25 protein-coding genes and 1 tRNA gene are annotated in these 24,429 nt (G+C 75.1%); 13 read left to right on the forward strand and 13 right to left on the reverse strand.

Annotated features, from left to right (window positions below; translation table 11 throughout):
* Window positions 1-5: 5 nt before the first annotated feature.
* The 3 genes from BJ968_RS10975 to BJ968_RS23755 all read right to left on the reverse strand — a co-directional run bounded on the left by BJ968_RS10975 (window position 6) and on the right by BJ968_RS23755 (window position 2,691).
* Window positions 6-641: an isochorismatase family protein gene (locus BJ968_RS10975; RefSeq protein ID WP_179751761.1), complete on the reverse strand. Its 636-nt coding sequence runs from the start codon at window positions 639-641 to the stop codon at window positions 6-8.
* A gap of 89 nt (window positions 642-730) precedes the next feature.
* The gene (locus BJ968_RS10980; protein ID WP_179751763.1) at window positions 731-1,378 is read right to left on the reverse strand and encodes a Pr6Pr family membrane protein; all 648 of its coding nucleotides are present in this window, start codon (window positions 1,376-1,378) and stop codon (window positions 731-733) included.
* A gap of 272 nt (window positions 1,379-1,650) precedes the next feature.
* Window positions 1,651-2,691, reverse strand: coding sequence for a diguanylate cyclase (locus BJ968_RS23755; RefSeq protein ID WP_218884991.1), 1,041 nt, complete (start codon window positions 2,689-2,691; stop codon window positions 1,651-1,653).
* A 91-nt stretch (window positions 2,692-2,782) separates the two neighbouring features.
* Here BJ968_RS23755 and BJ968_RS10990 point away from each other — a divergent pair, with 91 nt between their 5' ends.
* On the forward strand, window positions 2,783-3,154 hold the full coding sequence (locus BJ968_RS10990; protein ID WP_179751767.1) for a DUF427 domain-containing protein: 372 nt from the start codon (window positions 2,783-2,785) through the stop codon (window positions 3,152-3,154).
* Window positions 3,155-3,160: 6 nt separating this feature from the next.
* Here the strand turns inward: BJ968_RS10990 and BJ968_RS10995 are convergent, their stop codons facing one another.
* The 3 genes from BJ968_RS10995 to BJ968_RS11005 form a co-directional block, all read right to left on the reverse strand.
* Window positions 3,161-4,972: a glycoside hydrolase family 15 protein gene (locus BJ968_RS10995; RefSeq protein WP_179751769.1), complete on the reverse strand. Its 1,812-nt coding sequence runs from the start codon at window positions 4,970-4,972 to the stop codon at window positions 3,161-3,163.
* A 63-nt stretch (window positions 4,973-5,035) separates the two neighbouring features.
* Window positions 5,036-5,278 (reverse strand): hypothetical protein, encoded by a 243-nt coding sequence (locus BJ968_RS11000; protein WP_179751771.1) that lies wholly within the window; start codon window positions 5,276-5,278, stop codon window positions 5,036-5,038.
* 120 nt (window positions 5,279-5,398) lie between these two features.
* Window positions 5,399-6,025: a GNAT family N-acetyltransferase gene (locus BJ968_RS11005; RefSeq protein WP_218884992.1), complete on the reverse strand. Its 627-nt coding sequence runs from the start codon at window positions 6,023-6,025 to the stop codon at window positions 5,399-5,401.
* A gap of 113 nt (window positions 6,026-6,138) precedes the next feature.
* Between BJ968_RS11005 and BJ968_RS24520 the strand changes: the two genes are divergently transcribed.
* The gene (locus BJ968_RS24520) at window positions 6,139-6,819 is read left to right on the forward strand and encodes a DAK2 domain-containing protein (protein WP_179751773.1); all 681 of its coding nucleotides are present in this window, start codon (window positions 6,139-6,141) and stop codon (window positions 6,817-6,819) included.
* A gap of 81 nt (window positions 6,820-6,900) precedes the next feature.
* The gene (locus tag BJ968_RS11015) at window positions 6,901-7,506 is read left to right on the forward strand and encodes a YceI family protein (protein ID WP_179751776.1); all 606 of its coding nucleotides are present in this window, start codon (window positions 6,901-6,903) and stop codon (window positions 7,504-7,506) included.
* Between the two features lie 111 nt (window positions 7,507-7,617).
* Here the strand turns inward: BJ968_RS11015 and BJ968_RS11020 are convergent, their stop codons facing one another.
* Window positions 7,618-8,727: a lycopene cyclase family protein gene (locus tag BJ968_RS11020; RefSeq protein ID WP_179751777.1), complete on the reverse strand. Its 1,110-nt coding sequence runs from the start codon at window positions 8,725-8,727 to the stop codon at window positions 7,618-7,620.
* A gap of 29 nt (window positions 8,728-8,756) precedes the next feature.
* On the opposite strand from BJ968_RS11020, the gene mscL reads away from it, so the two are divergent.
* Together mscL and BJ968_RS11030 are read left to right on the forward strand one after the other, a co-directional pair.
* Window positions 8,757-9,203, forward strand: coding sequence for a large conductance mechanosensitive channel protein MscL (gene mscL / locus BJ968_RS11025; protein ID WP_179751779.1), 447 nt, complete (start codon window positions 8,757-8,759; stop codon window positions 9,201-9,203).
* A gap of 122 nt (window positions 9,204-9,325) precedes the next feature.
* Window positions 9,326-9,655, forward strand: coding sequence for a hypothetical protein (locus BJ968_RS11030; protein ID WP_179751781.1), 330 nt, complete (start codon window positions 9,326-9,328; stop codon window positions 9,653-9,655).
* Here BJ968_RS11030 and BJ968_RS26590 read toward each other — a convergent pair.
* The 3 genes from BJ968_RS26590 to BJ968_RS11045 are packed head-to-tail and all read right to left on the reverse strand — an operon-like array spanning window position 9,622 to window position 14,406.
* A complete protein-coding gene (locus BJ968_RS26590; protein WP_179751783.1) occupies window positions 9,622-11,823 on the reverse strand; it encodes an EAL domain-containing protein in 2,202 nt (733 codons plus the stop codon). The genes BJ968_RS11030 and BJ968_RS26590 overlap by 34 nt on opposite strands.
* Window positions 11,824-11,871: 48 nt before the next feature.
* Window positions 11,872-13,530, reverse strand: coding sequence for a P-loop domain-containing protein (locus BJ968_RS11040; RefSeq protein ID WP_179751786.1), 1,659 nt, complete (start codon window positions 13,528-13,530; stop codon window positions 11,872-11,874).
* Between the two features lie 45 nt (window positions 13,531-13,575).
* Entirely contained in the window at window positions 13,576-14,406 is an 831-nt protein-coding gene (locus tag BJ968_RS11045; protein ID WP_179751788.1) for an NAD(P)H-binding protein, read from the reverse strand.
* A gap of 108 nt (window positions 14,407-14,514) precedes the next feature.
* Between BJ968_RS11045 and BJ968_RS11050 the strand changes: the two genes are divergently transcribed.
* Window positions 14,515-16,104 carry a methyl-accepting chemotaxis protein gene (locus tag BJ968_RS11050; protein ID WP_179751790.1) on the forward strand — a complete coding sequence of 530 codons (1,590 nt, stop codon included), beginning with the start codon at window positions 14,515-14,517 and terminating at the stop codon, window positions 16,102-16,104.
* Window positions 16,105-16,186: 82 nt separating this feature from the next.
* Here BJ968_RS11050 and BJ968_RS11055 read toward each other — a convergent pair whose 3' ends face one another.
* Together BJ968_RS11055 and BJ968_RS11060 are read right to left on the reverse strand one after the other, a co-directional pair.
* Window positions 16,187-16,804 carry a maltokinase N-terminal cap-like domain-containing protein gene (locus BJ968_RS11055; protein ID WP_179751792.1) on the reverse strand — a complete coding sequence of 206 codons (618 nt, stop codon included), beginning with the start codon at window positions 16,802-16,804 and terminating at the stop codon, window positions 16,187-16,189.
* Between the two features lie 9 nt (window positions 16,805-16,813).
* Entirely contained in the window at window positions 16,814-17,239 is a 426-nt protein-coding gene (locus BJ968_RS11060) for a PPOX class F420-dependent oxidoreductase (protein WP_179756544.1), read from the reverse strand.
* A gap of 130 nt (window positions 17,240-17,369) precedes the next feature.
* Between BJ968_RS11060 and BJ968_RS11065 the strand changes: the two genes are divergently transcribed.
* Together BJ968_RS11065 and BJ968_RS11070 are read left to right on the forward strand one after the other, a co-directional pair.
* Window positions 17,370-18,152 carry a sensor domain-containing protein gene (locus BJ968_RS11065; RefSeq protein ID WP_179751794.1) on the forward strand — a complete coding sequence of 261 codons (783 nt, stop codon included), beginning with the start codon at window positions 17,370-17,372 and terminating at the stop codon, window positions 18,150-18,152.
* The gene (locus tag BJ968_RS11070; RefSeq protein ID WP_179751796.1) at window positions 18,149-18,646 is read left to right on the forward strand and encodes a SigE family RNA polymerase sigma factor; all 498 of its coding nucleotides are present in this window, start codon (window positions 18,149-18,151) and stop codon (window positions 18,644-18,646) included. The genes BJ968_RS11065 and BJ968_RS11070 overlap by 4 nt, the downstream gene beginning before the upstream one ends.
* A 146-nt stretch (window positions 18,647-18,792) precedes the next feature.
* On the opposite strand, the gene BJ968_RS11075 is transcribed toward BJ968_RS11070, so the two are convergent.
* Window positions 18,793-18,876 (reverse strand) — tRNA-Leu (locus BJ968_RS11075).
* 145 nt (window positions 18,877-19,021) lie between these two features.
* Between BJ968_RS11075 and BJ968_RS26595 the strand changes: the two genes are divergently transcribed.
* Genes BJ968_RS26595 through BJ968_RS11100 form a run of 5 tightly spaced genes read left to right on the forward strand, consistent with a single transcriptional unit; the run spans window position 19,022 to window position 24,414 of the window.
* Complete coding sequence (locus BJ968_RS26595; RefSeq protein WP_179751798.1) at window positions 19,022-19,726, forward strand: FhaA domain-containing protein; 705 nt, start codon at window positions 19,022-19,024, stop codon at window positions 19,724-19,726.
* Between the two features lie 13 nt (window positions 19,727-19,739).
* The gene (locus BJ968_RS11085; protein WP_179751800.1) at window positions 19,740-20,222 is read left to right on the forward strand and encodes an FHA domain-containing protein FhaB/FipA; all 483 of its coding nucleotides are present in this window, start codon (window positions 19,740-19,742) and stop codon (window positions 20,220-20,222) included.
* A 3-nt stretch (window positions 20,223-20,225) separates the two neighbouring features.
* The gene (locus BJ968_RS11090; protein WP_179751802.1) at window positions 20,226-21,581 is read left to right on the forward strand and encodes a Stp1/IreP family PP2C-type Ser/Thr phosphatase; all 1,356 of its coding nucleotides are present in this window, start codon (window positions 20,226-20,228) and stop codon (window positions 21,579-21,581) included.
* Complete coding sequence (locus BJ968_RS11095) at window positions 21,581-22,954, forward strand: FtsW/RodA/SpoVE family cell cycle protein (protein ID WP_179751804.1); 1,374 nt, start codon at window positions 21,581-21,583, stop codon at window positions 22,952-22,954. Before BJ968_RS11090 ends, BJ968_RS11095 begins: the two co-directional genes overlap by 1 nt.
* The gene (locus BJ968_RS11100) at window positions 22,951-24,414 is read left to right on the forward strand and encodes a penicillin-binding transpeptidase domain-containing protein (protein WP_179751807.1); all 1,464 of its coding nucleotides are present in this window, start codon (window positions 22,951-22,953) and stop codon (window positions 24,412-24,414) included. The genes BJ968_RS11095 and BJ968_RS11100 overlap by 4 nt, the downstream gene beginning before the upstream one ends.
* The last annotated feature ends 15 nt before the right edge of the window (window positions 24,415-24,429 follow it).

Consider the following 24,429-nt stretch of genomic DNA (forward strand, 5'->3'; position numbering starts at 1 on the left):
CTGGCTCAGGCGTCCACGCGGGCCCGCCCGCGCGCGGCGGAGTCGAGCAGGTTGTCCTTGGGCAGGGCCTCGGCGCGGCCGACCGCGGCGATCCAGGCGTCGGTGGTCGCGACGGCGGCGAAGTTGGAGTGCAGCAGCGCCATGAGGGTCGCGTGCACGACGGGCGCCGGGACGTGGCCGGCGTCGTTGTCGAGGTCGATCGCGCCGCTGGCGTCGGAGAGGACCTCGGCGGTGAACCCCAGCCCCTCGGCCTCCACCGCGCTGGCCAGGTCGCAGTTGTTGGTCATGAAACCGACGATGCCGACGGTGTCGACCCCGCGCCGACGCAACCGGTCGGCGAGGCCGGTCCCGGCGAAGACGCTGCTGAAGGACTTCTCGACGCGCTCGTCGCCGGGTTCGACGACGGCGGCCAGGGCGGGGTGCAGCTCGGCGCCGGGGCTGCCCTGCGCGAAGACCGGGGCACCGGCGGGGTCGACGTGCCGGACCACCACGACCGGCACGTCGTGCGCCCGCGCGGCGGCCACGGCCCGCACGACGTTGCCCAGCGCGTGGTCGGGGTCGGGGTGCTGGATCCGCAGGGGACCGGTGAAGTACTCCTGCTGGACGTCGACGACGACGAGGGCACGGCGGGGGGCGGTCACGGTCGCTCCTGGTGGGTCGCGGAAGTGGGTCGCGGGAGTGGGTCGCGGAGGTGGGGCGCGGCGGTGCTGCCCCGATGGTGGCAGAGCGGTCAGCCCCGCACCGGCAGCCTGCGGTCCAGGGCGCGGAACAGCGCCAGCAGCAGCAGCGACAGCACGACCACGACCCCCGTGTTCCGCAGCGCGACCGGCCACCCCGCGTCGGTGACGTCCAGGAACGGGTACGGGTACCAGCCGGTGGCCGCGCCCCGCGCGAACGTGAACGCGACCCACGCCAGCGGCCAGACCACCGCCCACGCCACCGTCGCCCCGTCCACCCGCGGGCGGGGCCCGAACAGCAGCCACCCGGCGAGCGCCATCACCGGGGAGACGTAGTGGAACCCCGCGTTGACCCACCAACCCAGGCCCGTGGGGTGGAGGTACGGGGCCAGGACCGTCCCGAACACCAGGCCCGTCACGGTGATCCCCAGCAGCGCGTCCAGCCGCAGGACCCGCCAGAACCGCCCGTCGCGCGCGGGGTCCAGCACGAGGGAGACCGCCGCGAGGAGGACGAGGACGTTGCTCTGGACGGTGAAGAAGCTGACGAACCGGGCGAACGCGGTGGAGCGGGCCACCCCGGCGTCCCCGGAGTTCACGTCGGTGCCGGCCCCCAGCAGCAGGGCGGTCTGCGCGGCCAGGGAGGCGAGGACGACGAGGGCGAGGGCGGCGTGCCAGGCACGGGAGGCGGCGGGTGATCGCACCCGGTCATCCTGCCCGGGGGGCACCCGGAGGGCGTGCCCCGCGGCTGGGTTCGTCGCGTGACGACCCTCCCGGACCGCCCCGCGACCGCGTCGTCGCCGCGATCGTCAGCCTGGTCGAGCGGGCCCGACGGGGTGTGGGGGCGCTCGTCGTGGCGGTGTGCGGTCCGACCAGTGCGTCCGCTCCACGCTGCCCGGGGCGTTCACGCGCGGGTACGACGTGAGACTCGTCGGCGACGCGCACACGACGGAGGACCCCACGTCTCACGGGCGCCTCAGACGGCCGCGAGCCGTCCCCGCCCGGCCCGCTTCGCCGTGTACAGGGCGGCGTCGGCGCGGGCGTACAGCTCTTCCGCGCGCGTCCCGTCCGGCGGGCACACCGCGAGGCCGGCGCTGATGGACAGCGGCACCGTGACGCCGCCGGGCAGCAGCAGCGGGCTGTCCCGCACCGCGTCGACGAGCTGCTGCGCGCGCAGGGCCGCGGCCTGCGGCGGGCAGTCGCGCATGAGGACGGCCAGCTCGTCGCCGCCCATGCGGGCCACGACGTCGTGGTCGCGGCAGTGGGTGCGCAGCAGCGCGGCGACGTGGGTGAGGGCCGCGTCGCCGCCGAGGTGGCCGTGGGTGTCGTTGACGGTCTTGAACCGGTCGAGGTCGATGATCACCAGGCTGGTGCCCTGCCCGCCCTCGCGGGCGGCGCTGGTGGTGGCGGCGTCGAGGACGCGGCGGGTGGACAGGCCCGTGAGCGGGTCGACGCCGGCCTGGTGCCGCAGCTGCTCGACGAGCCGTTCCTGCACCACGCCCGAGCGGGCCAGCACCCCGCAGACGAGCGTGAGCAGGACCGTGAGGTAGGCGAAGTCGACGACGGCGGCCTGCGTGGGCAGGAAGCTGAACACCACGACGGCCTCCCCGGCGAGGGTCACGACCACCACCACCAGCGCCCCGCCGAGCCGGAGCTGGGCCGCGGCCCAGATCACCGGGACGATGAAGAACACCTGGCCGGTGACGCCGGCGTCGCGGCTGAGCAGGTCCAGCCAGACGATCATCCCGACCCCGGCCAGCGGGGCGAGGACGACGAGCGGGGCGGTCCGGTCCTCGGGCAGCCGCAGCAGCACCGCGGTGAGGACGGCGAGGGTGGTGGCGGCCACGACGTTGGGCGTGCGCAGGTGGCCGGTGGTCAGGACGCCCGCGCCGAGGTTGGTGAGGATCGTGGCCATCAGGGCGACGGCCGCCCCGGTCCGCGCCGAGCGGGGTGACCGCGCGCTGAGCGACCACAGCACGGCGGCGCGCCGGGTGGTGGCTGCAGCGGGACGGTTCACGCTTGCGTATCGGGCGGGATCGGGGTCACCTCAAGCGCCGGGGCCGGGCCGGTCGCGGAAGCGCCGGCCGGTGCGGGGTGTTGCGGTGCTCATGAGCGAGCGCGAGCACCGGGTCCCCGGCCCGGACCACCCGATCACGATCACCCCGACGGCCGGTGAGGTCGTCGTCCGCGTCGGCGGCGACGTCGTCGCCCGCACCACGGCGGCGCTGACGCTGCAGGAGTCGACGTACCCGGCCGTGCAGTACGTGCCGCTGGCCGACGTCGACGAGCGGTTCCTGCGCCCCAGCGCCACCCGCACCTGGTGCCCGTACAAGGGCGAGGCGTCGTACTGGACGCTGACCGCCGGCGGCGCCGAGCAGGCCGACGCGGTGTGGGGGTACCCGGACGCGTCGCCGGCCGTGGCGTCGATCGCCGGTCACGTCGCGTTCTACCCCGACCGGGTGGACCTGACCGTCGGCTGAGCGGGGTCAGGCCCCGCGGGGTTCGGCCTCGTGGGGTTCGGCGTCGTCGCTGCGCTCCCCCTCGCCGCTGGTGAGGTGGTGGGCGGCGACGACGAGCGGGAAGTGGCTGAAGGCCTGCGGGAAGTTGCCCAGCTGCCGCTTGGTGACGGGGTCGTACTCCTCGGCCAGCAGGCCCACGTCGTTGCGCAGCGACAGCAGCCGCTCGAACAGGGCGCGGGCCTCCGCGGTGCGCCCGATGCCGTGCAGGGCGTCGACGAGCCAGAACGAGCAGGCCAGGAACACGCCCTCGGAGCCGGCGAGGCCGTCGGCGGAGTCCTGCGTGCGGTAGCGCAGGACGAGGCCGTCCTCGGTGAGGTCGCGCTGGACGGCCTCGACGGTGGCGACGACGCGGGGGTCGTCGAAGGGCAGGAACCCGACGCGGGGGATGAGCAGCAGGCTCGCGTCGAGGTTGTCCGAGCCGTAGCTCTGGGTGAACGTGCCGGTGGTGGGCGAGACGCCGTGGGCCAGGACGTCGGCGCGGATCTCGTCGCGCACGCGCCGCCAGCGCTGCACGGGCCCGGGCAGGCCGAACTCCTCGACGCTGCGGACCATGCGGTCGGCCGCGACCCAGGCCATGACCTTGGAGTGGGTGAAGTGCCGCCGGGGGCCGCGCATCTCCCACAGCCCGTTGTCGGGCTGCTGCCAGCGGGCTTCGAGGTGGTGCATGAGGGCCTTCTGCAGGTCCCAGGAGTCGTGGCCCTTCTCCAGGCCGGCCTGCCGGGCCAGGAACAGCGAGTCCAGCACCTCGCCCCACACGTCGAGCTGGAGCTGGCCGGCGGCCTCGTTGCCGGTGCGGACCGGGGAGGAGCCCTCGTAGCCCTTGAGCCACGGCAGTTCCATCTCCGGCAGCCGGCGGGTGCCGTCGAGGGCGTACATGATCTGCAGGTCGCCGGGGTCGCCGGCGACGGTCCGCAGCAGCCACTCCCGCCAGGCGGCGGCCTCGTCGACGTGGCCGGACAGCAGCAGGGCCTGGAGGGTGTAGGTGGCGTCCCGCAGCCAGCAGTACCGGTAGTCCCAGTTGCGGGTGCCGCCCAGCTCCTCGGGCAGGGACGTCGTGACGGCGGCGACGATGCCGCCCGTGGGGGCGTACGTCATGGCCTTGAGGACGACGAGGGAGCGGGTGACGGCCTCCTCCCAGTGCCCTTCGGGGGTCTCCTGCCGGTTCCAGTCGTGCCAGAAGGCAAGGGTGTCCTCGAGGGCGTGGAAGGGGTCGGGCCGGTGCGGGGCCTTCTCGTGGCTGCGGCCCCACGTCAGGACGAAGGGGATGCGCTCACCCTCGGTGACGACGAAGTCGGACACGGAGCTGAGGCCGCGGCCCTCGACGGGGGCGGTCGTCCAGAACCACACGGAGTCAGGGCCGGCGACGGCTTCCAGCTCGTCGCCGCGACGGCGGACCCAGGGGACGATGGAGCCGTAGTCGAAGCGGAGGGTGAGCTCGGAGCTCACCCGGACCTCGCCCTCGAGGCCCTCGACGATGCGGATGACGTCGGGGTGGTTGCCGCGCTGCGGCATGAAGTCGGTGACCCGGAGGGTGCCGTCCGGGGTGTCCCACTCGGTCTCCAGCACGAGGGACCCGCCGCGGTAGCGGCGGCGGCTGGCGACGGCGCCGCCGGAGGGGCCGATGCGCCAGCGCCCGGCGTCGGGGCTGTCGAGCAGGGCCGCGAAGCAGGCCGGGGAGTCGAAGCGCGGGAAGCAGAGCCAGTCGATCGAGCCCGTCCTGTCCACGAGCGCCGCGGTGTGCAGATCACCGATGAGCGCGTAGTCCTCGATCCGGGCCATGCCCCCATCGTGCCCCGCCGGTGCGACGGAGCCCGCAGCAGGCACGCGGTGGGTCGCCGCAGGTCAGCGCAGGTGGCCGGTGGGGGTGACGCGCAGGTGACCGGTGGTGGCGGAGCGGAGGTGACCGGCGCTGCCCGTGTCGCGCAGGTGACCGTCGGTGGCGGTGCGCAGGTGGCCGGTGCTGCCGGTGCCCTTAGTGGCGACCTTGGTGGTGGGGGCGGCCGAGGCGGCGGGCGCGGCGGCGGCCGCGCCGAGCACGAGGGCGCCGGAGACGAGGACGGCGGCGAGCGTGCGGGACTTCGTCACGGTGGGCTCCTTCTCGATCGTGCGTCGAGACGGACCGTCACCGACTACCCGAGCATCGGCGTCGATTTGAGCACGCTTGAGCGGCATTTGTGTAGTCTAGAAACTACTCTGAGTGACAATCTAGAACGTCGCGACCTGCGGGCGAGCCCCGCCGGCCCGCCGGGACGCGCTGCCCCGACGCCGCGTCAGGAGCCCGGCCCCTCCAGGTGCCAGGCGGCGCCCACGGCGCCCTCCGGGGCCGGCCCGGGCCCGGTGAACGCCAGCCTCATCTCCAGCTCGCGCTGCGCCCGGTCGAGGTTGTACGGGACCCGCACCCCGGTGTCGGTGAAGCCCCAGCGGCGGTAGAACGCCTGCGCGCGGGTTGTCCTCGTGGACGTGCAGGAGCATCCCGTCCGCCCCCGGACGGCTCCTGGCCCACCGCACCACCTCGCCCATCAACCGGTCGGCGACGTCCCCGCCCCGGTGCGCGGGGTCGACGAACACCGAGACGAGGAACACCCCCTGCCGGAGGTCGGTGAACGTCCCCATCGTGCCGACCCAGCGACCGTCGGGGGCCACCGCCACGACCGTCAGGCTCCCGGGCTGCCACGAGCGGCGGACCCGCCAGCGCCACTCGTCCTCGCCGTGGGCGCGGGCGGCCGCGAGGGTCTCGGCGAACGCGTGGGGGGTGTCGGCCAGCATCCGCAGCCGCAGGTCGCGCCAGCGTTCCCACTCGGCCTCCACGGGCCGGTGCAGCACCACGGTCACGCCGCCAGCGTACGTGTGGCGATCACCGTGGCCGCGTGCCACGCTTCCCGCGCAGACGTCGGGAGTTCCAGCCACGGGGCTCCCCGGCGGTCCTCGACGACGAGGGGTGGGCCGTGAACCGGCGAGCGACGACGACCACGACGACCACGACGTCCGCCGCGACGTCACCGACCGCGCGCGGGGCGGCGCCCCCGGAGGACCTCGAGCTGCGCGAGGGCGGGCGGCGGCTCGCACCCGTCGCCGGCACGCGGGCCGCGGACCTCGACGTGCGGCGCGCCCTGCTGTGGTGGCGGGGCTACGAGCACCAGCTGCGCACCCGCGGGGAGGAGCTGCACGGCATCGGCCCGGCGCTGGAGGAGGCCGCGGCCGCGGTCGACGAGGTGCTGCGGCGGTCGACGCCGCGGACCACCGGGGACGTCTTCGCGGCGGTCGCCGAGGGGTTCGCCGGGGTGCCGGGCGTGCCGGCGCTGATGGCGCCGTGGTTCGCCGAGTTCGCCCGCTCCGGCGGGGGCGACGTCACCACGCACGACCTCGCCGACGCCGCCGAGGCGGGGCTGGAGGCCGTCCAGCGGGCGGGGGGACCCGCGCCGGGGGCCGGTTCCCTCGTCGACGCCATGGCCCCCGCGGCGGAGGCCCTGGTGGGGGCCGACGTGGCGGAGGTGCCGGTGGTGGCGGCGCTGAACGCGGCGTACCGGGCCGCGGCCAACGGCACGCGGCGCACCGCGGTGCGCGGGGTCGTGGACCCGGGGGCGCTCGCGGTGACGTGGTTCTTCGAGCGCGGGACGGTCGTCTGAGGAGGTACTTGCAGCTTAAAACAGATACGTGTACCTTCGGGGTCAAGCAGTTGAAGCTGCAAACATCTACCGGAGGTCACGATGGGCTGGTTCGGCGGCAAGACCAAGGACGCGACGACGACCGCGACGGCGACGGCGGAGTTCCCGCTCGTCCCCGGCTACCGGGCCGGCACCTGGACGATCGACGAGACCCACTCCGAGGTCTCCTTCACCGTGCGCCACATGGCCGTCAGCAAGGTCCGGGGACGCCTGGGCTCGGTCTCGGGCCGCATCGTCACCAGCGAGGTCCCCTCGGCGTCCTCGGTGACCGCCGAGATCGACGTCACCTCGATCACCACGTTCAACGACCAGCGCGACGCCCACGTCAAGAGCGGTGACTTCTTCGAGGTCGAGACCCACCCCACGGCCACCTTCCGCTCCACCTCCCTCGGCGTCGACGGCGACGACTTCGTCCTCGCCGGCGAGCTGACCCTCAAGGGCGTCACCCGCCCCGTGACCCTGACCGTCGAGGTCTCCGGCTTCGGCCCCGACGCCTACGGCGGCACCCGCGCCGGCTTCTCGGCCAAGGGCCAGATCAACCGCCGCGACTTCGGCGTCGAGTTCGACGCCCGCCTCGACAACGGCGGCCTCGTCGTCAGCGACAAGGTCGACCTCGAGCTCGACGTCGAGGCCGTCCTCGAAGCCTGAGCACCACCCCACCCCCACCCACTCTCCTCTCCCCTCCCCACCCCTCGGTGATCAAGCACTTGTGGACAGAAGTGCTTGATCACCGAAGTGCTCGATCACGGAGGGAGGGGGTCAGCGGGGCAGGGCGCGGGCCGCGACGGCGGCGAGCATGGCCGCGCGGGGGGCCGTGGCCATGAGGGCCAGGTCCTGCGCGGGGGTCGTCGTCCCGTCGAGGAAACCCAGCACCCGGTGCACGGGGTTGCGGCGGAACAGGTTCACGAAGAACCCGTCCCCCAGGCGGCCGTCGGCCAGGCCCTGCAGCACGACCGAGTCCATGAGCAGGTGCCGCCGCCGGTGCGGCGGCGGCAGCGTCAGCGGCCCGGGCAGCTGGGCGGCCAGCGCGTCGGCCTGGCGCTGCAGCGTGCTGAACGAGTACCCCGTCGAAGGCCGCACCGACCCCGCCCCCGCCCCCCAGCGCAGCACCCCCGGCAGCCCCGACGCCGGGAAGACCGCGTCGGTCATGGGGATGACGCCCGTCTCGGTCGACAGCACCTCGTGCGCCCCGATCCCGCTGCGCTGCAGGTACTCCCCCAGCTTCTCGGCGTACTGCGCCGGGGTCAGCAGGTGCTCGGAGAACTCCGTGTACTCCACGAGGGCCTCGGTCGGCGACGTCGGCAGGACGTAGCCGAAGGCCACCCCGCCGGCCGGCTGGGGCGTGCGGAAGTCCATGAGCGTCGCCGTCCGCACGTCGAACACCGGGCGGGCGGTGCGCAGCCGGTACCCCAGGAAGTGTTGCCGCAGCAGCGTCCGGCCGGTCGCGGGGACCGGCACCGGGCGGGTGTCGACGGCCGGCGCCGGCGGCGGGCCGGTCAGGACGCGCTCGTGGACGGCGACCCCCGCGCGTTCCAGCCGCCGCCGGACGGCGCGGTCCAGGACCGTGGAGTGCAGGCTGCGGTACCGCCACGACCCCAGGTCGGCGGTGACGACCCCGCCGTCGCGGCCGACGACGCGGATGCGCGGCCAGCTGGCCGAGACGAGGGGGCCGAAGGGCCCCGGGCCGTCCGGCCCCCAGGTGCTCCAGGTGCGCTCCGGGCTGCGCTCGGGCGCCCCCGCGGGGACCTCGACGACCTCGAAGGGGACACCGGCGTCCAGCAGCCGCCACGCCAGGCTGGCCCCGGCGGCGCCCAGCCCGACGATCGTGAGGACGGGCTGCGCGTGATCGCGCCCCCTAGGGTTCGGCACGTCGGGAACCGTCGTCGGAGGGAACCACAGTGAAGCTCATCAACGGGTTCAAGGACTTCATCCTGCGGGGCAACGTCATCGACCTCGCGGTCGCCGTCGTCATCGGGGCGGCCTTCACCGGCATCGTGACGTCGCTGGTCAACGGGCTCATCAACCCCATCATCGCCGCCATCGGCGGCGCGCCCGACCTGGAGGGGGCGTGGGTGATGCCGCTGCGCACCATCGTCGAGGACGGGGAGCCCGTCGAGGTCGGCATCCAGTTCGGCACGATCGTCAGCGCCGTCATCAACTTCGTGATCGTCGCCGCGGTCGTCTACTTCTTCATCGTCACCCCCGTGAACCGCCTGCTGGCGCTGCGCCGCAAGGGCGAGGTGGAGGCGCCGAAGGCCCCCGCCGAGGACGTCCTGCTCCTCACCGAGATCCGCGACCTGCTGGCCCGCCAGAGCGGGGAGACCACCCGCACCCTCGACACCTGACGCCCGGGCACGCGACTCCCACCGGGGTCTGACCCCGTCCCGGGCGCGTTCACAGGGACGCCGCCGACCGTCGGGGGGCACCGTCCGCGCGGGTCGGTGCCCCCCGCGCCCGAGGAGCCACCGTGAGCCAGACCGTCCCCCAGCCGTCCCCCACCGCCCCGCCCGCGGCGGGCAGGTGGTGGCAGCGGCCCGTCGTCGCGATCGCCACGGTCGTGGTCGTCACGGGCCTGACGGGCGGCATCGCGTACGCCGCGACCCGCGGGGACGCCGCCGGCACCGGCCGGCAGCAGGAGCAGTTCCCCGGCGGCGGGCAGCTCCCGGGAGGCCAGTTCCCCGGCGGCGGGCAGTTCCCCGGCGGGCAGGTCCCCGGCGGCCAGACCGGCCAGGACCAGCAGGGCTCCACCGGGTCCGGCGCCGCTCAGACCTCCCGCGGCTCGGCCCCCACGACCTGAGCCGGGTCCGGCCGCGCCGCCAGCCACCGGGTGAAGTCCTGCGGGGGCAGCGGCCGCGAGTGCAGGTACCCCTGCGACTCGTCGACGTCGAGACCGCCGAGCACCGCCCGGGTGTCCTCGTCCTCGACGCCCTCGGCGACGACGCGCAGGCCCAGCCGGTGCGCGAGCGCCACGGTGGCCTCCACGATCTGCGCCGTGCGCGGCTCGGCCAGGACGCGCGCCGTGAAGGCCCGGTCGAGCTTCAGCTCCGTCGCGGGCAGGTCCGTCAGGTACGCCAGCGAGGAGTACCCCGTCCCGTAGTCGTCGATGCTCAGCTGCACGCCGCGGCGGGTCAGGGCGCGGGCGACGGCCAGCGCCCGGTCGGGGTCGGCCATGAGCGTCGTCTCGGTGACCTCCAGGACGAGGCGGCCGGGGGCCAGCCCGCCGGCGGCCAGGACGCCGTCGACGACGGGCAGCAGGTCCGGGTGGGCCAGGGAGCTGGCCGACAGGTTCACGGAGACGCGCAGCGGCGCCCCGGCGTGGGACCAGCCGGCGGCCTCGCGGACGGCCCGGCGCAGGACGTGCACCGTGAGGGCCTCCATGAGCCCCTGCTCCTCGACGAGGCCGAGGAACACCAGCGGCGGCAGCAGCCCCCGCTCGGGGTGCTGCCAGCGCACGAGGGCCTCCACGCCGACGACCCGGCCGGAGGCCACGTCCAGCTGCGGCTGGTAGTGCAGGACGACCTCGCGGTCCCGGCGCTGCTCACCGGCGGTCAGCAGCTCCCGGACGTCGGTGGCCAGGCGGGCGCGGTCGCGCACCTGCGCGTCCAGCTCGGAGTCGTAGACGCTGACCCCGCCGCCGGCGGTCTTGGCGGTGTACATGGCGGTGTCGGCCTGCCGCAGCAGCCGGTCGGGGTCGACGGTCCCGGCGGGCACCGACCCGACCCCGACGGACAGGCCGATGTCGGCGCCGCGGACGACGGCGTCGTGGACGGCGCGGCCGACCCTCGCGGCCCCGCACTCGTCGTGGCCGGGCAGCAGGACGGCGAACTCGTCGCCGCCGATGCGGGTCAGGACCGCCTCGGGGGGCAGCGCCGTGCGCGCGCCCGTGACGACGCGCCGCAGCAGCTCGTCCCCGGCGTGGTGGCCCTGGCGGTCGTTGACCTCCTTGAAGCGGTCGACGTCGAGCAGCAGCAGCGCGGCCGCCCGGCGGGTGGCGGCGACGGCGTCGAGGGCGCGCAGCAGGGCGCGGCGGTTCCCGGCGCCGGTCAGCTCGTCGGTGAGGGCCTGCTCGCGGGTCTCGGCCAGGTGCGCGAGCTCGCGGACGAGGCGGACCATCCGCACGCTGATGCCGAGGACCGCGATCGAGGCGTAGGCCGTGGGCGCCCAGCCCTGGTCCCGGCCGTCGGCGGCCAGGGCCCCGACGGCGACGGCGAGCACGACCAGCGCCCCGACCGCGGGCGCCTGGCTGGTCGCCGGCACCGGCCGGCACCGCGGCGGCACCGTGGAGACGAGCGCCACGGCCAGGCTGGCGAGGGTCCAGGCGGTCTGCCCGCGCTGCAGGTCGTGCGCGGTGCCGCGCATGGTGGCGCTGACGACGGCGAGCCCGGCGAGGACGGCCATGACCACCCACGACCGCGGGTCGCGCAGCAGGCCGCCGATGGCGCACACCGTCACGGCCGTGCCCAGCAGGATGACGAGCGAGGCGAAGATGGCCAGGCTCAGCTGCACGCGCAGCTCGGGCCAGCCGGCCGGCAGCAGCCCGAACCAGCGCTGGGCCAGGAGACCGGCGGCCGTGAGGGCGAGGACGGCGCTGAAGCCGTTGAGCCAGTCCCCGGGGTCCGAGACGTAGGTGCGGTAGCGGTTCCACCGCACGAGCGCGGCGTAGACCAGGGGGATCACGGCCAGGACCGTGAACCCGAGGAACCGGCCCTGGGTGGTGCCGGTGACGAGGTCGACCACGGGCGAGACGCTCAGCAGCGCCACGGCGGCGGACCACCAGCGCCAGGAGGCCCCCTCGTCGTCCCGGTGGTGCGCCCCGGCGAGCACGGCCACGGCGGTCAGCTGCGCCACGCACACCAGCGCCGCGGACCCGCGCGGACCCCAGGGCAGGGTGGCGGCGCCGGCGGCGAGCACGCCGACGACGACCGCCGCCACCCTCAGCCGGGTGGGTCCGTGACCGGTCCACACCCAGGGAGCATCGGCGGGCGGGGCCGGGGACTGGCTCGCCCGATCGGGTCAGGGCGCGCGCAGCTCGCGCACCCGCAGGGCCCGCAGCCGGTTCAGCGCGGCCGCGACCTCGTGCCGGCGGGGGACGGCGACGTCGGTGGCGGCCCCGCCGGTCCAGTCCCCGACGGGCCCGGCGAGGTCGGCGTCGAGCAGGTCGAGCACCTGGGGCAGGGTGCGGCGGCCGTCGAGGTGCCCCGCGGCGACGGCGTGGTCCAGGGCCAGGCCGGCCCCGGCGACCTGCCCGGCGTCGGTGAACTGCCGCACGGCGCGCACGTCGACGTCGTGCGCCCCGAACCGCAGGGTGTCGGTGCCGACGGCCGAGACCCGCCGCTTCCCCTTCGCGGTCGCGTCGACGCCGCCGGGGTCGGGCACCCGCGCGCGGACGGCGGGGAAGGTGCCGGCCTCGGCGACCCGGCCCGTGGGCCGCGCGGCGACCTCGCGGGCCCGGTCAGTGACGTCGGTGCAGCGGTAGGAGTCCAGCAGCAGCACGCGGTCGGCGACGTCGAAGTAGTCGCCGGAGGAGCCGACGACGAGGACGGTGGAGACGCCGTGGTCGTCGGCGAGGGACCGGACGAGGTCGACGAACGGGTTCAGCGGCTCCGACGCCTTCGCGACGAGCTCCTGCATGCGGGCGTCGCGGACCATGAGGTTCGTCGCGGCGGTGTCCTCGTCGACGAGCAGCAGCCGCGCCCCCGCCTCCAGGGCCTCGACGGTCGCGGCGGCCTGCGAGGTGGAGCCGGAGGCGTCGGCGGTGGTGAAGTCGCGCGGGTCCAGCCCCCCGGGCAGGCCCGTGACGAAGGCGCCGACGTCGACGCGGGTGACGGCCCGGCCGTCCTCGGCGCGGATCGCGGCCGCGCCCGGCGCGGTGACGACCAGCTCGCGCCCGTCACCGGGGACGTGGTCGTGGACCCCGGCCTCCAGCGCGCGCAGCAGCGTCGACTTGCCGTGGAACCCGCCGCCGACGACGACGGTGACGCCCGCCGGGACGCCCGCCCCGGCGACGCGGCCGCGGTGCGGGAGGTCCACCTCGACGCGCAGCGACGGCGGGGAGGTGAAGGGGACGGCCCCGGGCAGGGGGCGGTCGTCGACGCCGCTGGCGCGCGGCAGCACCGACCCGTCGGCGACGAACGCGACGAGGCCCAGCCCCGGCAGCAGCGAGCGCAGGTGGTCGGCGTCCTCGACGGCGTCGGCGAAGGCCCGCGCCTCGTCGAGGTCGACGCCCAGGACCCGGTCCAGGACGAGGTCGGGCAGGTGGCCGGTGAGGTCGGCGGCGGCGTCGTACCCGTCGACGCGGCGACGCGGGCCCGGCAGGTGGTACCCGAGCCGCAGCAACGCCGAGCCGTCCGCGGACACCTCGAAGCTGCTGCGCTGCAGCACTTCCTGACCACCGGCGTCGATCCGGAACGGGCTGCGCGGCGCGGCGGCCGACCGCGCCAGGAACCCCGCCAGCGCCCGCCGGCGGACCGGGGACCCCAGGCCGAGGGCCGCGAACGGCGTCCGCGTGCAGCGCACCTCCCACCGCGACGGCGGCGCGAACGGGTCGGCCTGGGCGTGCCGCATCACGGCGCTCACCTCGCGCGCCAGGGCCCACTCCCGCCCCGTCAGCGAGCGGTACCGCCCGTAGGGGGCGCCGTCGAGGCGTTCGAGGGTCTCCCGCAGGTCAGGCACCCGCGCCACCCTAGGCGCTGCCCGCGCGGGCCCCGGCGGTCCCGCTCAGCGACCGCGCAGGACGTCCTCCAGGGTGCGGGCGGGGTGCCCGGTGACGGTCTCGACGACGTCGGTGACGACGTCGAGCTCGCCGTTCGCGATGGCCGTGTAGGTGCTCACCCACCCGTCCACCAGCCACGACGGGGCCCCGGACCCCGCCCGGGAGGCGTACGCCTCCTCCACCGTCTCCTCGACGTAGGTGACGGGCCGGCCCCCGACCGCCGTGAGGGTCTCGGCGACCTCGGCGAGGGTCAGCGCCCGCGGGCCGGTCAGGTCGTAGCTGCGGCCGGTGTGGGTGTCGTCCAGGAGCGCCGCGAGCGCGACCTCGGCGACGTCGGCGCGGGCGACGGCTCCCACCCGCCCGGACCCGGCGGGGCCGCGCAGGGCGCCGTCGGTGACGAACCCGGGCAGGACGTCGAGGTAGAAGGAGTCGCGCAGGAACGTCGTCCCGAAGCGGGCCGCGGTGAGCATCGCCTCGGTGGCGGCGTGGTCGCGGGCGAAGGTGAACGTGCAGTCGGGCGCGGCCCCCAGGAACGAGGTGTAGACGACGCGGCGGACGCCCGCGGCGGCGGCGGCCTCGACGACCGTGCGGTGCTGGTCGAGGCGGTGGGCGTCCTCGGCGGCGGAGACGAGCAGCAGCACCTCGGTGCCGTCGAGGGCGTGCCGCAGGGCCTCGCCGTCGCCGTAGGCGGCGGCGCGGACGTCGGCGCCGTCGAGGTCGGGGGCGCGGGAGGGGTCGCGGACGACGAGGCGCTGCGGGACCCCGGCCGCGGCCAGGCCCCGGGCCACGCGGCCCCCGACGTGACCGGTGGCTCCCGTGACGGCGATCAGACCCATGGGCCCACCCTGCCACCCGGGCTCAAGTCCTCACCCGTTCGGACCGATCTAGAAGGTGGACCCCCTGGCCCGGGCGGTCCGTCCGCTGCCCGACCCCGGAAGGTCCCCGTGAACCGACTCCGCGACCTGAACGTCGCCTCCAAGCTCTTCGCCGGCTTCGGCGTCGTGTGCGTCCTGCTGGCCGCCGTCGTGGCGCTCGGCATCAACCGCCTGGGCGCGTCGCAGGCGAACCTGTCGCTCATGTCGACGTCCGGGATCGCGTCGGTGCAGACGATCAGCGCGGTCAAGTTCGGCTTCGGCGTGATCCGGCAGGACATCGCCAACGCGGCGCTGGCCCAGGGTCCGGAGGACGTCGAGGCGGCGCTGCAGCAGCTGGCGACCGACGACACCGCCTACGACGACGCGTGGAAGGCGTACCTGGACTCCTCCCCGGCGTCCTCCGCGGCCGACCGCGGCGAGGTCGAGGACCTCGTGCAGGAGTACCGCACCGCGCGCCAGCAGCTGGTCACCTTCGCCAAGGCCGGTGACGTGAAGAGCTTCATCGCCTACCGGGCCAGCACCACCACGCCGCTGACCAAGCAGGTCTTCGCCCAGCTCGACGAGATCAGCGAGACCGAGCAGAACGCCGCGGTCAAGATGGCCACCGACGGTTCGGCCGACTACCACGCCGCCGTGACGCTGCTGCTGGTCATCGGGGCCGTCGCCCTGGTCGTGGCCGTCGTGGTCGCCGCCGTGGTCGCCCGCTCCATCTCCACCCCCCTGGCCCGCACCCTCACCGTCGTGCGCGGCCTGGCCGACGGGCGCCTGGACCAGCGCGTCGGCATCCAGACCAAGGACGAGGTCGGCCAGCTGGCCGCCGCCGTGGACACCACCATGGACCGCCTGACCGACACCATGCGCCGCATCGCCGGCGAAGCGGTCACCCTGGCCGCCTCCAGCGAAGAACTGAACACCGTCGCCACCCAGCTGTCCTCCGGCGCCGAGGAAGCCGCCACCCAGGCCCAGGTCGTCTCCGCCGCCACCGAGCAGATCTCCGCCAACATCGGCACCGTCGCCGCCGCCGGCGACGAGATGAGCTCGGCGATCCGCGAGATCGCCACCTCCACCGCCGACGCCTCGGCCACCGCCGCCAACGCCGTGGCCGCCGCCTCCACCGCCGGGGAGACCCTGGACCGCCTCTCGGCCTCCTCCCGCGAGATCGGCGACGTCGTCAAGCTCATCACCTCCATCGCCGAGCAGACCAACCTCCTGGCCCTGAACGCCACCATCGAAGCGGCCCGCGCCGGGGAGATGGGCAAGGGCTTCGCCGTGGTCGCCGGTGAAGTGAAGGAGCTGGCCCAGCAGACCGCCCGGGCCACGGAGGAGATCGTGGGGCGGGTCAACGCCACCCAGACCGACGCGGCCTCGGCGGCGGCGGCGATCACCGAGATCACCGAGGTCATCGCCCGCATCGACGGGCTGCAGGCCACCATCGCCGCGGCGGTGGAGGAGCAGTCCGCCACCACCAGCGAGATGGTCCGCAACGTCACCGAGGTCTCCACCGGCTCCCAGCAGATCGCGGTGAACATCTCCGGCATCGCCGCCTCGGCCGACCAGACCACCTCCGGGGCCACCCACACCGCCTCCACCGCCGGTGAGGTCTCCCGGGCCGCGGCCCAGCTGAACGACCTGGTCGCCTCCTTCACCCTGCCCCGCTGACCCCGCAGCACCAGGAGCGCAGCACCAGCCCGAACGCGAGCGGGGCACCGTCCACCTGGACGGTGCCCCGCTCCTCGCGTCCTCAGCCCACGAGCACGACCAGCACCTGCGGCTGCCCGCCGCCCCACGTCCCCAGCAGGGTCCGCCCCTCCGGTGCCGGGGTGCCGACCTCGCGCAGCACCACGAGGTCCCCGTGCCCGGTGCTGACGGTGGTCAGCGCCCCCCGCGTCCGCACCCGCACCGACGTCACCGTCGGGGAGTCGGCGTCCGACCCGCTGCCGACGGCGAAACCCTCCTTGGTGCCCGGCTCGTACCGGCCCTCCACGGCGTTCAGCAGGTCCGCCTCGTGGCCGCCCGTCGCGATCGCGCGGCGCACCACGTCGGCGTGGACGGGGTCGCCGGCCGCGTCGTACACCCAGCGGCGGCCGAGGACGGAGTGGTCCATCTCCGTCAGCAGGAACGGCTCGGCCCCCTCCAGGGGCGCCCCCCGGTAGGTCAGCGGCACGTTCAGCACCCGGTCGCCGGTGCGGACGAGGACCGTCTCGACCCCCACCTCCCCCGCGGGGTCGTCGAACCGGAACCGGCCCGCGACGACGGCGTCGTCCCCGGCGGAGAAACCGCTCCACGGCTGCGACGGCAGCCACGCGACGATCGCCTCGAGCTTCGTGGGGTTCAGCTGCGCGCGGTGGATGACGGCCATGCCGCGAACCTACTGCGGCAGCTGCCCGTACACCCGGCCCACCGGCAGCCGCACCACGCGCCGCCGGTCGCGGACCATCGCCCGCCGGTAGTCGTCCCAGTCCGGGTGCTCCCCCGCCAGCGCCCGGTACAGGTCGACCAGTTCCTCCACGGCCTCGTCGTCCTCGCGCTGCGCCACGGCCGACAGCGTGGCGTCGCCCTCCACGACGACCCAGCTCCAGAAGTCCGCGCTCGTGACGTGCAGGCTGGCCCGCGGGTCGCGTTCGAGGTTCCTCGCCTTGGCCCGGTCGGCGGTCACGGAGACCCGCACGAGCCGGCGCTCGGGGTCGTAGTGGTGGGTGACGTTGGACAGCTGCGGGCGGCCGTCGCGCTTGAGCGTCACGAGGACGCTGTTGCGGGTCGAGCCGACGAGGTCGAGGAGGGCGTCGTCCGTCATGACGGGGTCAGCCCCGGCCCGGCGGGGTTTCTTCCCGCCGGTCACCGCCCGGGTGGTCCGTGGGGGTCCCGTGCAACACCGGGGGCCCCGGCCGCGTCTCCAGGGCAGTCGACGGAGGGAAGGTGGAGGAGTGGACGAGGACCCGATCGCGGCGGCGCTGCGCCGGCACGACCCGGCGGACCACCCGCTGGGGACCGAGCAGCTGCTCACGGGGTCGCGCCGGCGCGCGGCGACGCTGCGGACGCGGCGGCGCACCGCGGTGGCGGCGCTGGCGCTGGTCGTGGTGGCGGTGCCGGTGGGGGTCGGCGTCACCGGGGGGCTGCCGGGGGGCACGCCGCGGCCGACCGTCACCGTCGCCGGCCCGGGTCCCGCTCCGGCCGGGACGCCGGTCGGGGCGGCGCAGATGCTGCCGGACGCCACGGTGACGGCGGTCGTGCCGGGGGCGGTGCGCCAGGAGGACCGGGTGGAGGCCGCAGGGGGGGACGTGGACGCCGGGTTGTGCACCGACGTGCCGTTCACGGCGGCGCCGCTGCTGGGCGGGCGGACCACGCAGTGGATGGACCCCGCCTCCCGCCAGGGCGTGACCCAGTCGGTGCGGCGGTTCTCCGCCGACGGGGCCGCGGCGTACGTGCAGACGGCCCTGGACCAGGTCACGGCGTGCGGGACGGCGACGGAGGAGACCGGCCCGTGGACGCTCGTCGGCGGCGGCACCACCGGGGCGGGCGTCGTCACCGCCTGGGCGCTCGTGCAGGACGGGGGCGACGGGCAGTCCCTCTACCGCGTGCGGGGGGTGGTCGAGGACCGGGGCGTCGTCGTCGACGTGTCCGCGGACCTGCTGCGCGCGACCCCCGACGACCTGTCCCCGACGGTCGCCGACCTCGTCACCGCCGGCCTGGACGCGGTGCGGGGGTGAGGCAGCGGCTCGACTACGAGGAGTTCGTGGCCGCGCGGGGTCCCGCGCTGCAGCGGCTCGCGCGGGGTCTGCTGCGCAACCCCGCCGACGCCGAGGACGTCGTGCAGGACGTCCTGGCCAAGGCGCTGCTGAAGTGGGGCCGGGTCTCGGCGGCCGACGACCCCGTCGCCTACGTGAACCGGATGCTGGTCAACGAGAGCACGTCGTTCTGGCGGCGGGCCGTGCGCCGCGAGGACCCGCTGGCCCCGGAGGACCTGCCCGTCGCCGAGGCCGCCGACGCCCACCAGCGCCTGCTGGACCGCGACGCGCTGCTCGCGGCCGTGCGGACGCTGCCGGCCAAGCAGCGCTCGGTCGTGGCGCTGCGGTACCTGGACGAGATGTCCGACGAGCGCATCGCGGACGTCCTGGACATGAGCGTGGGCTCGGTGCGGGTCAACGCCAGCCGGGGCCTGGCGACGCTGCGCAAGGCCATGCGGCTGCCCGTGGAGGTCTGAGGGGCCGCGGGGGGTTGGGATCGTTGTGACCACGCTGCCGATGATCGGCAGCGTGGTCGCAACGATGGCAACCCCCGCCGCGCACCCGCACCGCGCCCCGGGAACGACGAAGGCCCCGGTCTGCTGACCGGGGCCTCCACCACACGTGCGCGAGGGGGGAGTTGAACCCCCACGCCCTTTCGGGCACACGGACCTGAACCGTGCGCGTCTGCCTATTCCGCCACTCGCGCGTGCTGAGAGCAACCGTACCAGCTCGGGGAGGGCCCTCACGCCACCTCCACGTCCGCGCACCCGCGCTCCACGGGCGCGGAGGGGGTCCCCGGCTACGATTGCCCGGGCTGGAACGACCAGCGCGATCTTGGAGGGAGGCTCGGCGTGGGAGTGCTCGACCGCTTCGAGCGTGGCGTGGAACGGGCCGTCAACGGTGTGTTCGCGCGGGCCTTCCGCAGCGAGGTGCAGCCCGTGGAGGTCGCCAGCGCGCTGCGCCGCGAGCTGGACGACCGCGCGGCGGTGCTGTCCCGCGGCCGCACGCTCGTCCCCAACAGCTTCATCGTGGAGCTCGGCCCGACCGACCACGAGAAGATCGCCTCCTGGCAGGACACCCTCGGCGACGAGCTCGTCGCGGCCGTCACCCAGCACGCCGAGAAGCAGCGGTACAGCTTCGTCGGCCCGGTGCGGGTGGGCTTCCACGAGGCCGACGACCTGGAGACGGGCGTCTTCCGGGTCCTGTCCTCCACCGTGAAGGGCAAGGTCGCCCCAGCCACGCCCCGCACCGACCAGGCCGGCCGGCCCCGCCTGGAGGTCGACGGGCGCGGGTACGTCCTGACGGAGACGGTCACGGTCCTGGGTCGCGGCTCGGACGCCGACGTCGTCCTGGACGACCCGGGGGTGTCCCGCCGGCACGCCGAGATCCGGGTCGCGCCCGCGGGGGCGCGGCTGTCCGACCTCAGCTCCACGAACGGCACGTTCGTCGACGGGGACCGCGTCTCCTCGGTCGACCTGTACGACGGGGCGGTGATCACCGTGGGGCGCAGCAAGCTGGTGTTCCACGCCGCCCGGCGGGACGAGGCCTGGACGTGACGGGGACCCGTTCGTGAGCGAACTGACCCTCACCGTCCTGCGGCTGGGGTTGCTCGTCGTGCTCTGGCTGTTCGTCCTGGCCATCGTGGGCGTCCTGCGCGCCGACCTGCTCGGCACCCGGGTCACGACCCGGCGCACCGAGCGGGACCGGGCCCGGCCCCGGCGGGACCCCGTCGAGGCCGCCCCCGCCCCGGCCCGCCCCCGCGCGACGCTCGTCGTCACCGAGGGGTCGCTGCGCGGGACGACGCTGACGCTGGGGCAGGCCCCCGTCCTCATCGGCCGCGGCAGCGACTGCACGCTGGTCCTCGACGACGAGTACGCCTCCACCAAGCACGTGCGCATCACCCCGGGCCCGGCCGGTGACGGCTGGGTCGTGGAGGACCTGCAGTCCACGAACGGCAGCTTCCTCGGCCGCGACCGCCTGACCACCCCCGCCCCCTTCGAGCCCGGGACGCCGTTGCGCATCGGCAAGACCGTGCTCGAGCTCCGGAGGTAGCCCGTGGCCATCGCCCTGAACTACGCGGCCCGGTCGGACGTCGGGCTGGGACGGACCACCAACCAGGACTCCGGGTACGCCGGCCCGCACCTGCTCGTCGTCGCCGACGGCATGGGCGGGCACGCGGGCGGGGACGTCGCCAGCTCCCTCGCGGTCGGTGAGCTGTCGGTCCTGGACGGGGAGTCGCACGGCAGCGACGACGCCGCGCAGCACCTGCACGACGCCATCGAGGCCGCCAACGAGCAGCTGCGCCGCCGCGTGGACTCCGAACCGGACCTCGCCGGCATGGGCACCACGGTCACGGCGGTCCTGCGCGCGGGGTCGCGGCTGGTGCTGGCCCACATCGGCGACTCCCGCGGCTACCTGCTGCGCGACGGGCGGCTGACGCAGCTGACGAAGGACCACAGCTACGTCCAGTCGCTCATCGACGAGGGCCGGATCAGCCCCGAGGAGGCCGAGCGCCACCCGCAGCGGTCGGTGATCATGCGGGTGCTGACGGGCCGCGACGACGACGAGGCGGACGTCTCGGTGCGCGAGGCGCGCCCGGGCGACCGGTACCTGCTGTGCAGCGACGGCCTGTCGGGCGTCGTCAGCCACGACACGATCGCCGAGACCCTCGCCGCGGGCCTGGAACCGGACACCACGTGCCAGCGGCTCGTGGAGCTGGCCCTGCGCGGCGGCGGCCCGGACAACATCACGTGCCTGGTGGCCGACGTCGTCGAGCTCGGCGGCGGGTCGGCGCCCTCGACGACGCCGCAGGTCGTGGGCGCGGCCGCCTTCCACCGGCCCCGCCGCTCGTCGGCGGCGGGGACCCCCGCCGCGCGGGCCGCCGCGCTGCGCGCCGCGCAGGACGAGTCCGACGACTCGGAGGACGACCATGACGGCACCGGCCGCCCGTCGCTGACCGACCGCGAGCGCCGGCGCCGCCGGCTGCGGTGGGTCGCGGGCCCGCTGCTGCTGGTGCTGCTGGTGGCGGCCGGGGGCTTCGCGGTGTGGCGCTGGAGCCAGCAGCAGTACTTCGTGGGCGCCGACGGCGGCACGGTGGCGATCTACCAGGGGCTGTCGCAGGACGTGGGGCCGTTGCGGACGTCGCACGTGCTGGAGAGCACGACGATCGAGGTGGCGGACCTGCCGACGACGTGGGCCGGCCGGGTGCGGGCGCGGGTGACGTCGAGCAGCCTGGCGGACGCGCGGCAGCTGGTGACGAACCTGGAGGGGTTCGCGGCGGCGTGCCGGGCCGCGACGACCCCGGCCCCCGCCCCGACCGCGAGCCCGACCGCGAGCCCCACCGCGACGGCGAGCCCCACACCCACCCCCACCGGGACCGTGACCCCCGAGGACTGCGGAGGTGTCGGCTGATGGCCACCGTCCTGCCCGTGTACCCCACGACGCGACGCAACGTGGAGCTCGCGCTCGTCGTGCTGGCCGTCGTCATCGCCGGCGGCGCGTGGGCCGTCGTGGGGCTGACCCTCGACGGGTCGCTGCCGCCGAACCTCTTCGCGTACGCCGGCGGGCTGGGCGGCCTGGCGGTCGTGCTGCACCTGCTGATGCGCTGGCGGGCCCCGCACGCCGACCCGATGCTGCTGCCGGTGGCGACCCTGCTCAACGGGATCGGCCTGGTGATGATCCACCGCATCGACCTGGCCGAGGGCACCTCGGCGGCGTCCCGGCAGTTCGTCTGGTCCGCGCTGGGGGTCGTCGCGGCGGGGGTCGTGCTGGTCCTCGTCCGCGACCACCGCATCCTGCGCCGGTACACGTGGACGGCGGCCGTGGCGGGTCTGGTCCTGCTGCTGCTGCCGATGGTCCCGGGGCTGGGGCGCACCGTGAACGGGGCGCGCATCTGGATCGGCCTGGCCGGGTTCACGTTCCAGCCCGGGGAGCTGGCGAAGATCTGCCTGGCGGTGTTCTTCGCCGGCTACCTCGTGGTGCACCGCGACGCCCTGAGCCTGACCGGCCGCAAGGTGCTGCTCCTGCAGCTGCCGCGCGCCCGGGACCTGGGCCCGATCCTGCTGGCGTGGGTGGCGAGCATCGGCATCCTCGTCCTGCAGCGGGACCTGGGGACGTCGCTGCTGTTCTTCGGCCTGTTCGTCGCGGTGCTGTACGTCTCCACCGAGCGCGTGTCGTGGATCGTGCTGGGCCTGCTGATGTTCTCGGCGGCGGCGGTGTTCGCGGCCACGACGATGGGTCACGTCCAGGCCCGCGTGGACATCTGGCTGCACCCGTTCACGGCGCAGAACCGCAGCGGGGCCAGCTTCCAGCTCGTGCAGGGGCTGTACGGGATGGCGAACGGCGGGCTGACGGGCACGGGCCTGGGGCAGGGCCGCCCGCAGACCGTCCCGTACGCCAACTCGGACTTCATCTACTCCTCCCTGGGGGAGGAGCTGGGGCTGGCCGGGCTGTTCGCGGTGCTCGCGCTGTACGTGGTGCTCGTCGAGCGGGGGCTGCGGACCGCCATCGGCGTGCGGGACGGGTTCGGCAAGCTGCTCGCGGCGGGCCTGGCGTTCTCGGTGACGCTGCAGGTGTTCGTCGTCGTCGGCGGCGTGACCCGGGTCATCCCGCTGACGGGCCTGACGATGCCGTTCCTGGCCGCGGGCGGGTCGTCGCTGGTGTCGAACTGGATCGTGGTGGCGCTGCTGCTGCGCGTCTCGGACCTGGCCCGGCGCCCCGCCGCGGAGGTCCGCAACGGCCCCGAGGGCGACACGGGCGTGACGCAGGTGGTGAGGACGCTGTGAACCGTCCCCTGCGCCGGCTGTCCCTCGTCGTCGCCTTCCTGTTCTTCGCCCTCTTCGCCTCCACGACGTGGGTGCAGTTCCTGTCGGCGGGCAAGCTGAACGCCATGCCGGGCAACTCCCGGCAGCTGTACGCCGAGTTCGGCCGCGAGCGCGGCGCGATCCTCGTGCAGGGCGGCGCGGCGGTCGCGACGAGCGCGGAGTCGGGCGACGCCTACCAGTTCCAGCGGCAGTACCCGGCGGGGCCGCTGTACGCGCCGCTGACGGGCTTCTACTCGCTGCGCTACGGCACGTCGGCGGTCGAGCGCGCCGAGAACGACGTGCTGTCCGGCTCGGCCGACGAGCTGTTCTACCGGAACCTGTCGAGCCTGCTGACCGGTGAGCAGCCCAAGGGCGCGGACGTGACCCTGACGATCCAGCCGAAGGTGCAGCAGGCCGCGTGGGACGCCCTGGCGGGCCGCAAGGGCGCCGTCGTGGCGCTGGACCCCGCCACGGGTGACGTGCTGGCGATGGTGTCCAGCCCCAGCTACGACCCGAACGCCCTGGCCAGCCACGACGGCGGGACCGAGCAGGAGGCCTGGACGTCGCTGAACGCCGACGAGGACGAGCCGATGCTGAACCGCGCGACGTCGCAGCTGTACCCGCCGGGGTCGACGTTCAAGCTGATCACGGCGGCGGCGGCGCTGGAGAGCGGCGACTACACCGCGGACACCCTGCTGCCCGGGCCGCAGGAGCTGACGCTGCCGCAGACGAGCAACACGCTGAAGAACGACGAGGGCACGGCGTGCGGGCCGAACGACCAGGTGTCGCTGGCGGACGCGCTGAAGATCTCCTGCAACACGGCGTTCGGGTCGCTGGGGCTGACGCTGGGCGCGGACGCGCTCGACGCGCAGGCCGCGAAGTTCGGGTTCGGGCAGTCGCTGTCCATCCCGACGTCGGTCGCCACGAGCAGCTTCCCCACCGGGGACGAGGTCGCCGGCCCGCTGCTGGCGTACTCCGCGATCGGGCAGGGCAACGACCTGGCGACGCCGCTGCAGGTCGCGATGATCTCGGCGGCCATCGCCAACGACGGTGTCGTCATGCAGCCGAACATCGTCGCGGACGTGCGCGAGGCCGACCAGACGGCCGACGTCATCGACCAGCCGTCGCCGCGGGAGCTGGGGCGCGCGGTCAGCTCGGACACCGCGCAGACGCTGCAGCGGATGATGGAGCTGGTCGTCTCCGACGGCACCGGGACGCGCGCCCAGATCGACGGCGCGACGGTGGGCGGGAAGACGGGGACGGCGCAGCACGGCACGGGGCTGCCGCCCTACGCGTGGTTCACGTCGTTCGCGGAGGAGGGCGGGAAGCAGGTCGCGGTCGCCGTCGTGATCGAGGACGGCGGGTCGACCGAGAGCGCGTACGGGGGGCGGCTGTCCGCACCGGTCGCCAAGACGGTGATGGAAGCGGCCCTCGATGGGTGATCCGAAGGAACGGGG

Origin of the sequence: Kineococcus aurantiacus, from assembly GCF_013409345.1 — a bacterium.
Lineage (GTDB): Bacteria > Actinomycetota > Actinomycetes > Actinomycetales > Kineococcaceae > Kineococcus > Kineococcus aurantiacus.

Excerpts from the sequence above, each read along its gene's own strand:
- BJ968_RS11060 (WP_179756544.1), bottom strand. The coding sequence starts at position 17,239 with ATGACGGACGACGCCCTCCTCGACCTCGTCGGCTCGACCCGCAACAGC.
- BJ968_RS11095 (WP_179751804.1), top strand. The coding sequence starts at position 21,581 with ATGGCCACCGTCCTGCCCGTGTACCCCACGACGCGACGCAACGTGGAG.
- BJ968_RS11015 (WP_179751776.1), top strand. The coding sequence starts at position 6,901 with ATGGGCTGGTTCGGCGGCAAGACCAAGGACGCGACGACGACCGCGACG.
- BJ968_RS11045 (WP_179751788.1), bottom strand. The coding sequence starts at position 14,406 with ATGGGTCTGATCGCCGTCACGGGAGCCACCGGTCACGTCGGGGGCCGC.
- BJ968_RS11055 (WP_179751792.1), bottom strand. The coding sequence starts at position 16,804 with ATGGCCGTCATCCACCGCGCGCAGCTGAACCCCACGAAGCTCGAGGCG.
- BJ968_RS10990 (WP_179751767.1), top strand. The coding sequence starts at position 2,783 with ATGAGCGAGCGCGAGCACCGGGTCCCCGGCCCGGACCACCCGATCACG.
- BJ968_RS10995 (WP_179751769.1), bottom strand. The coding sequence starts at position 4,972 with ATGGCCCGGATCGAGGACTACGCGCTCATCGGTGATCTGCACACCGCG.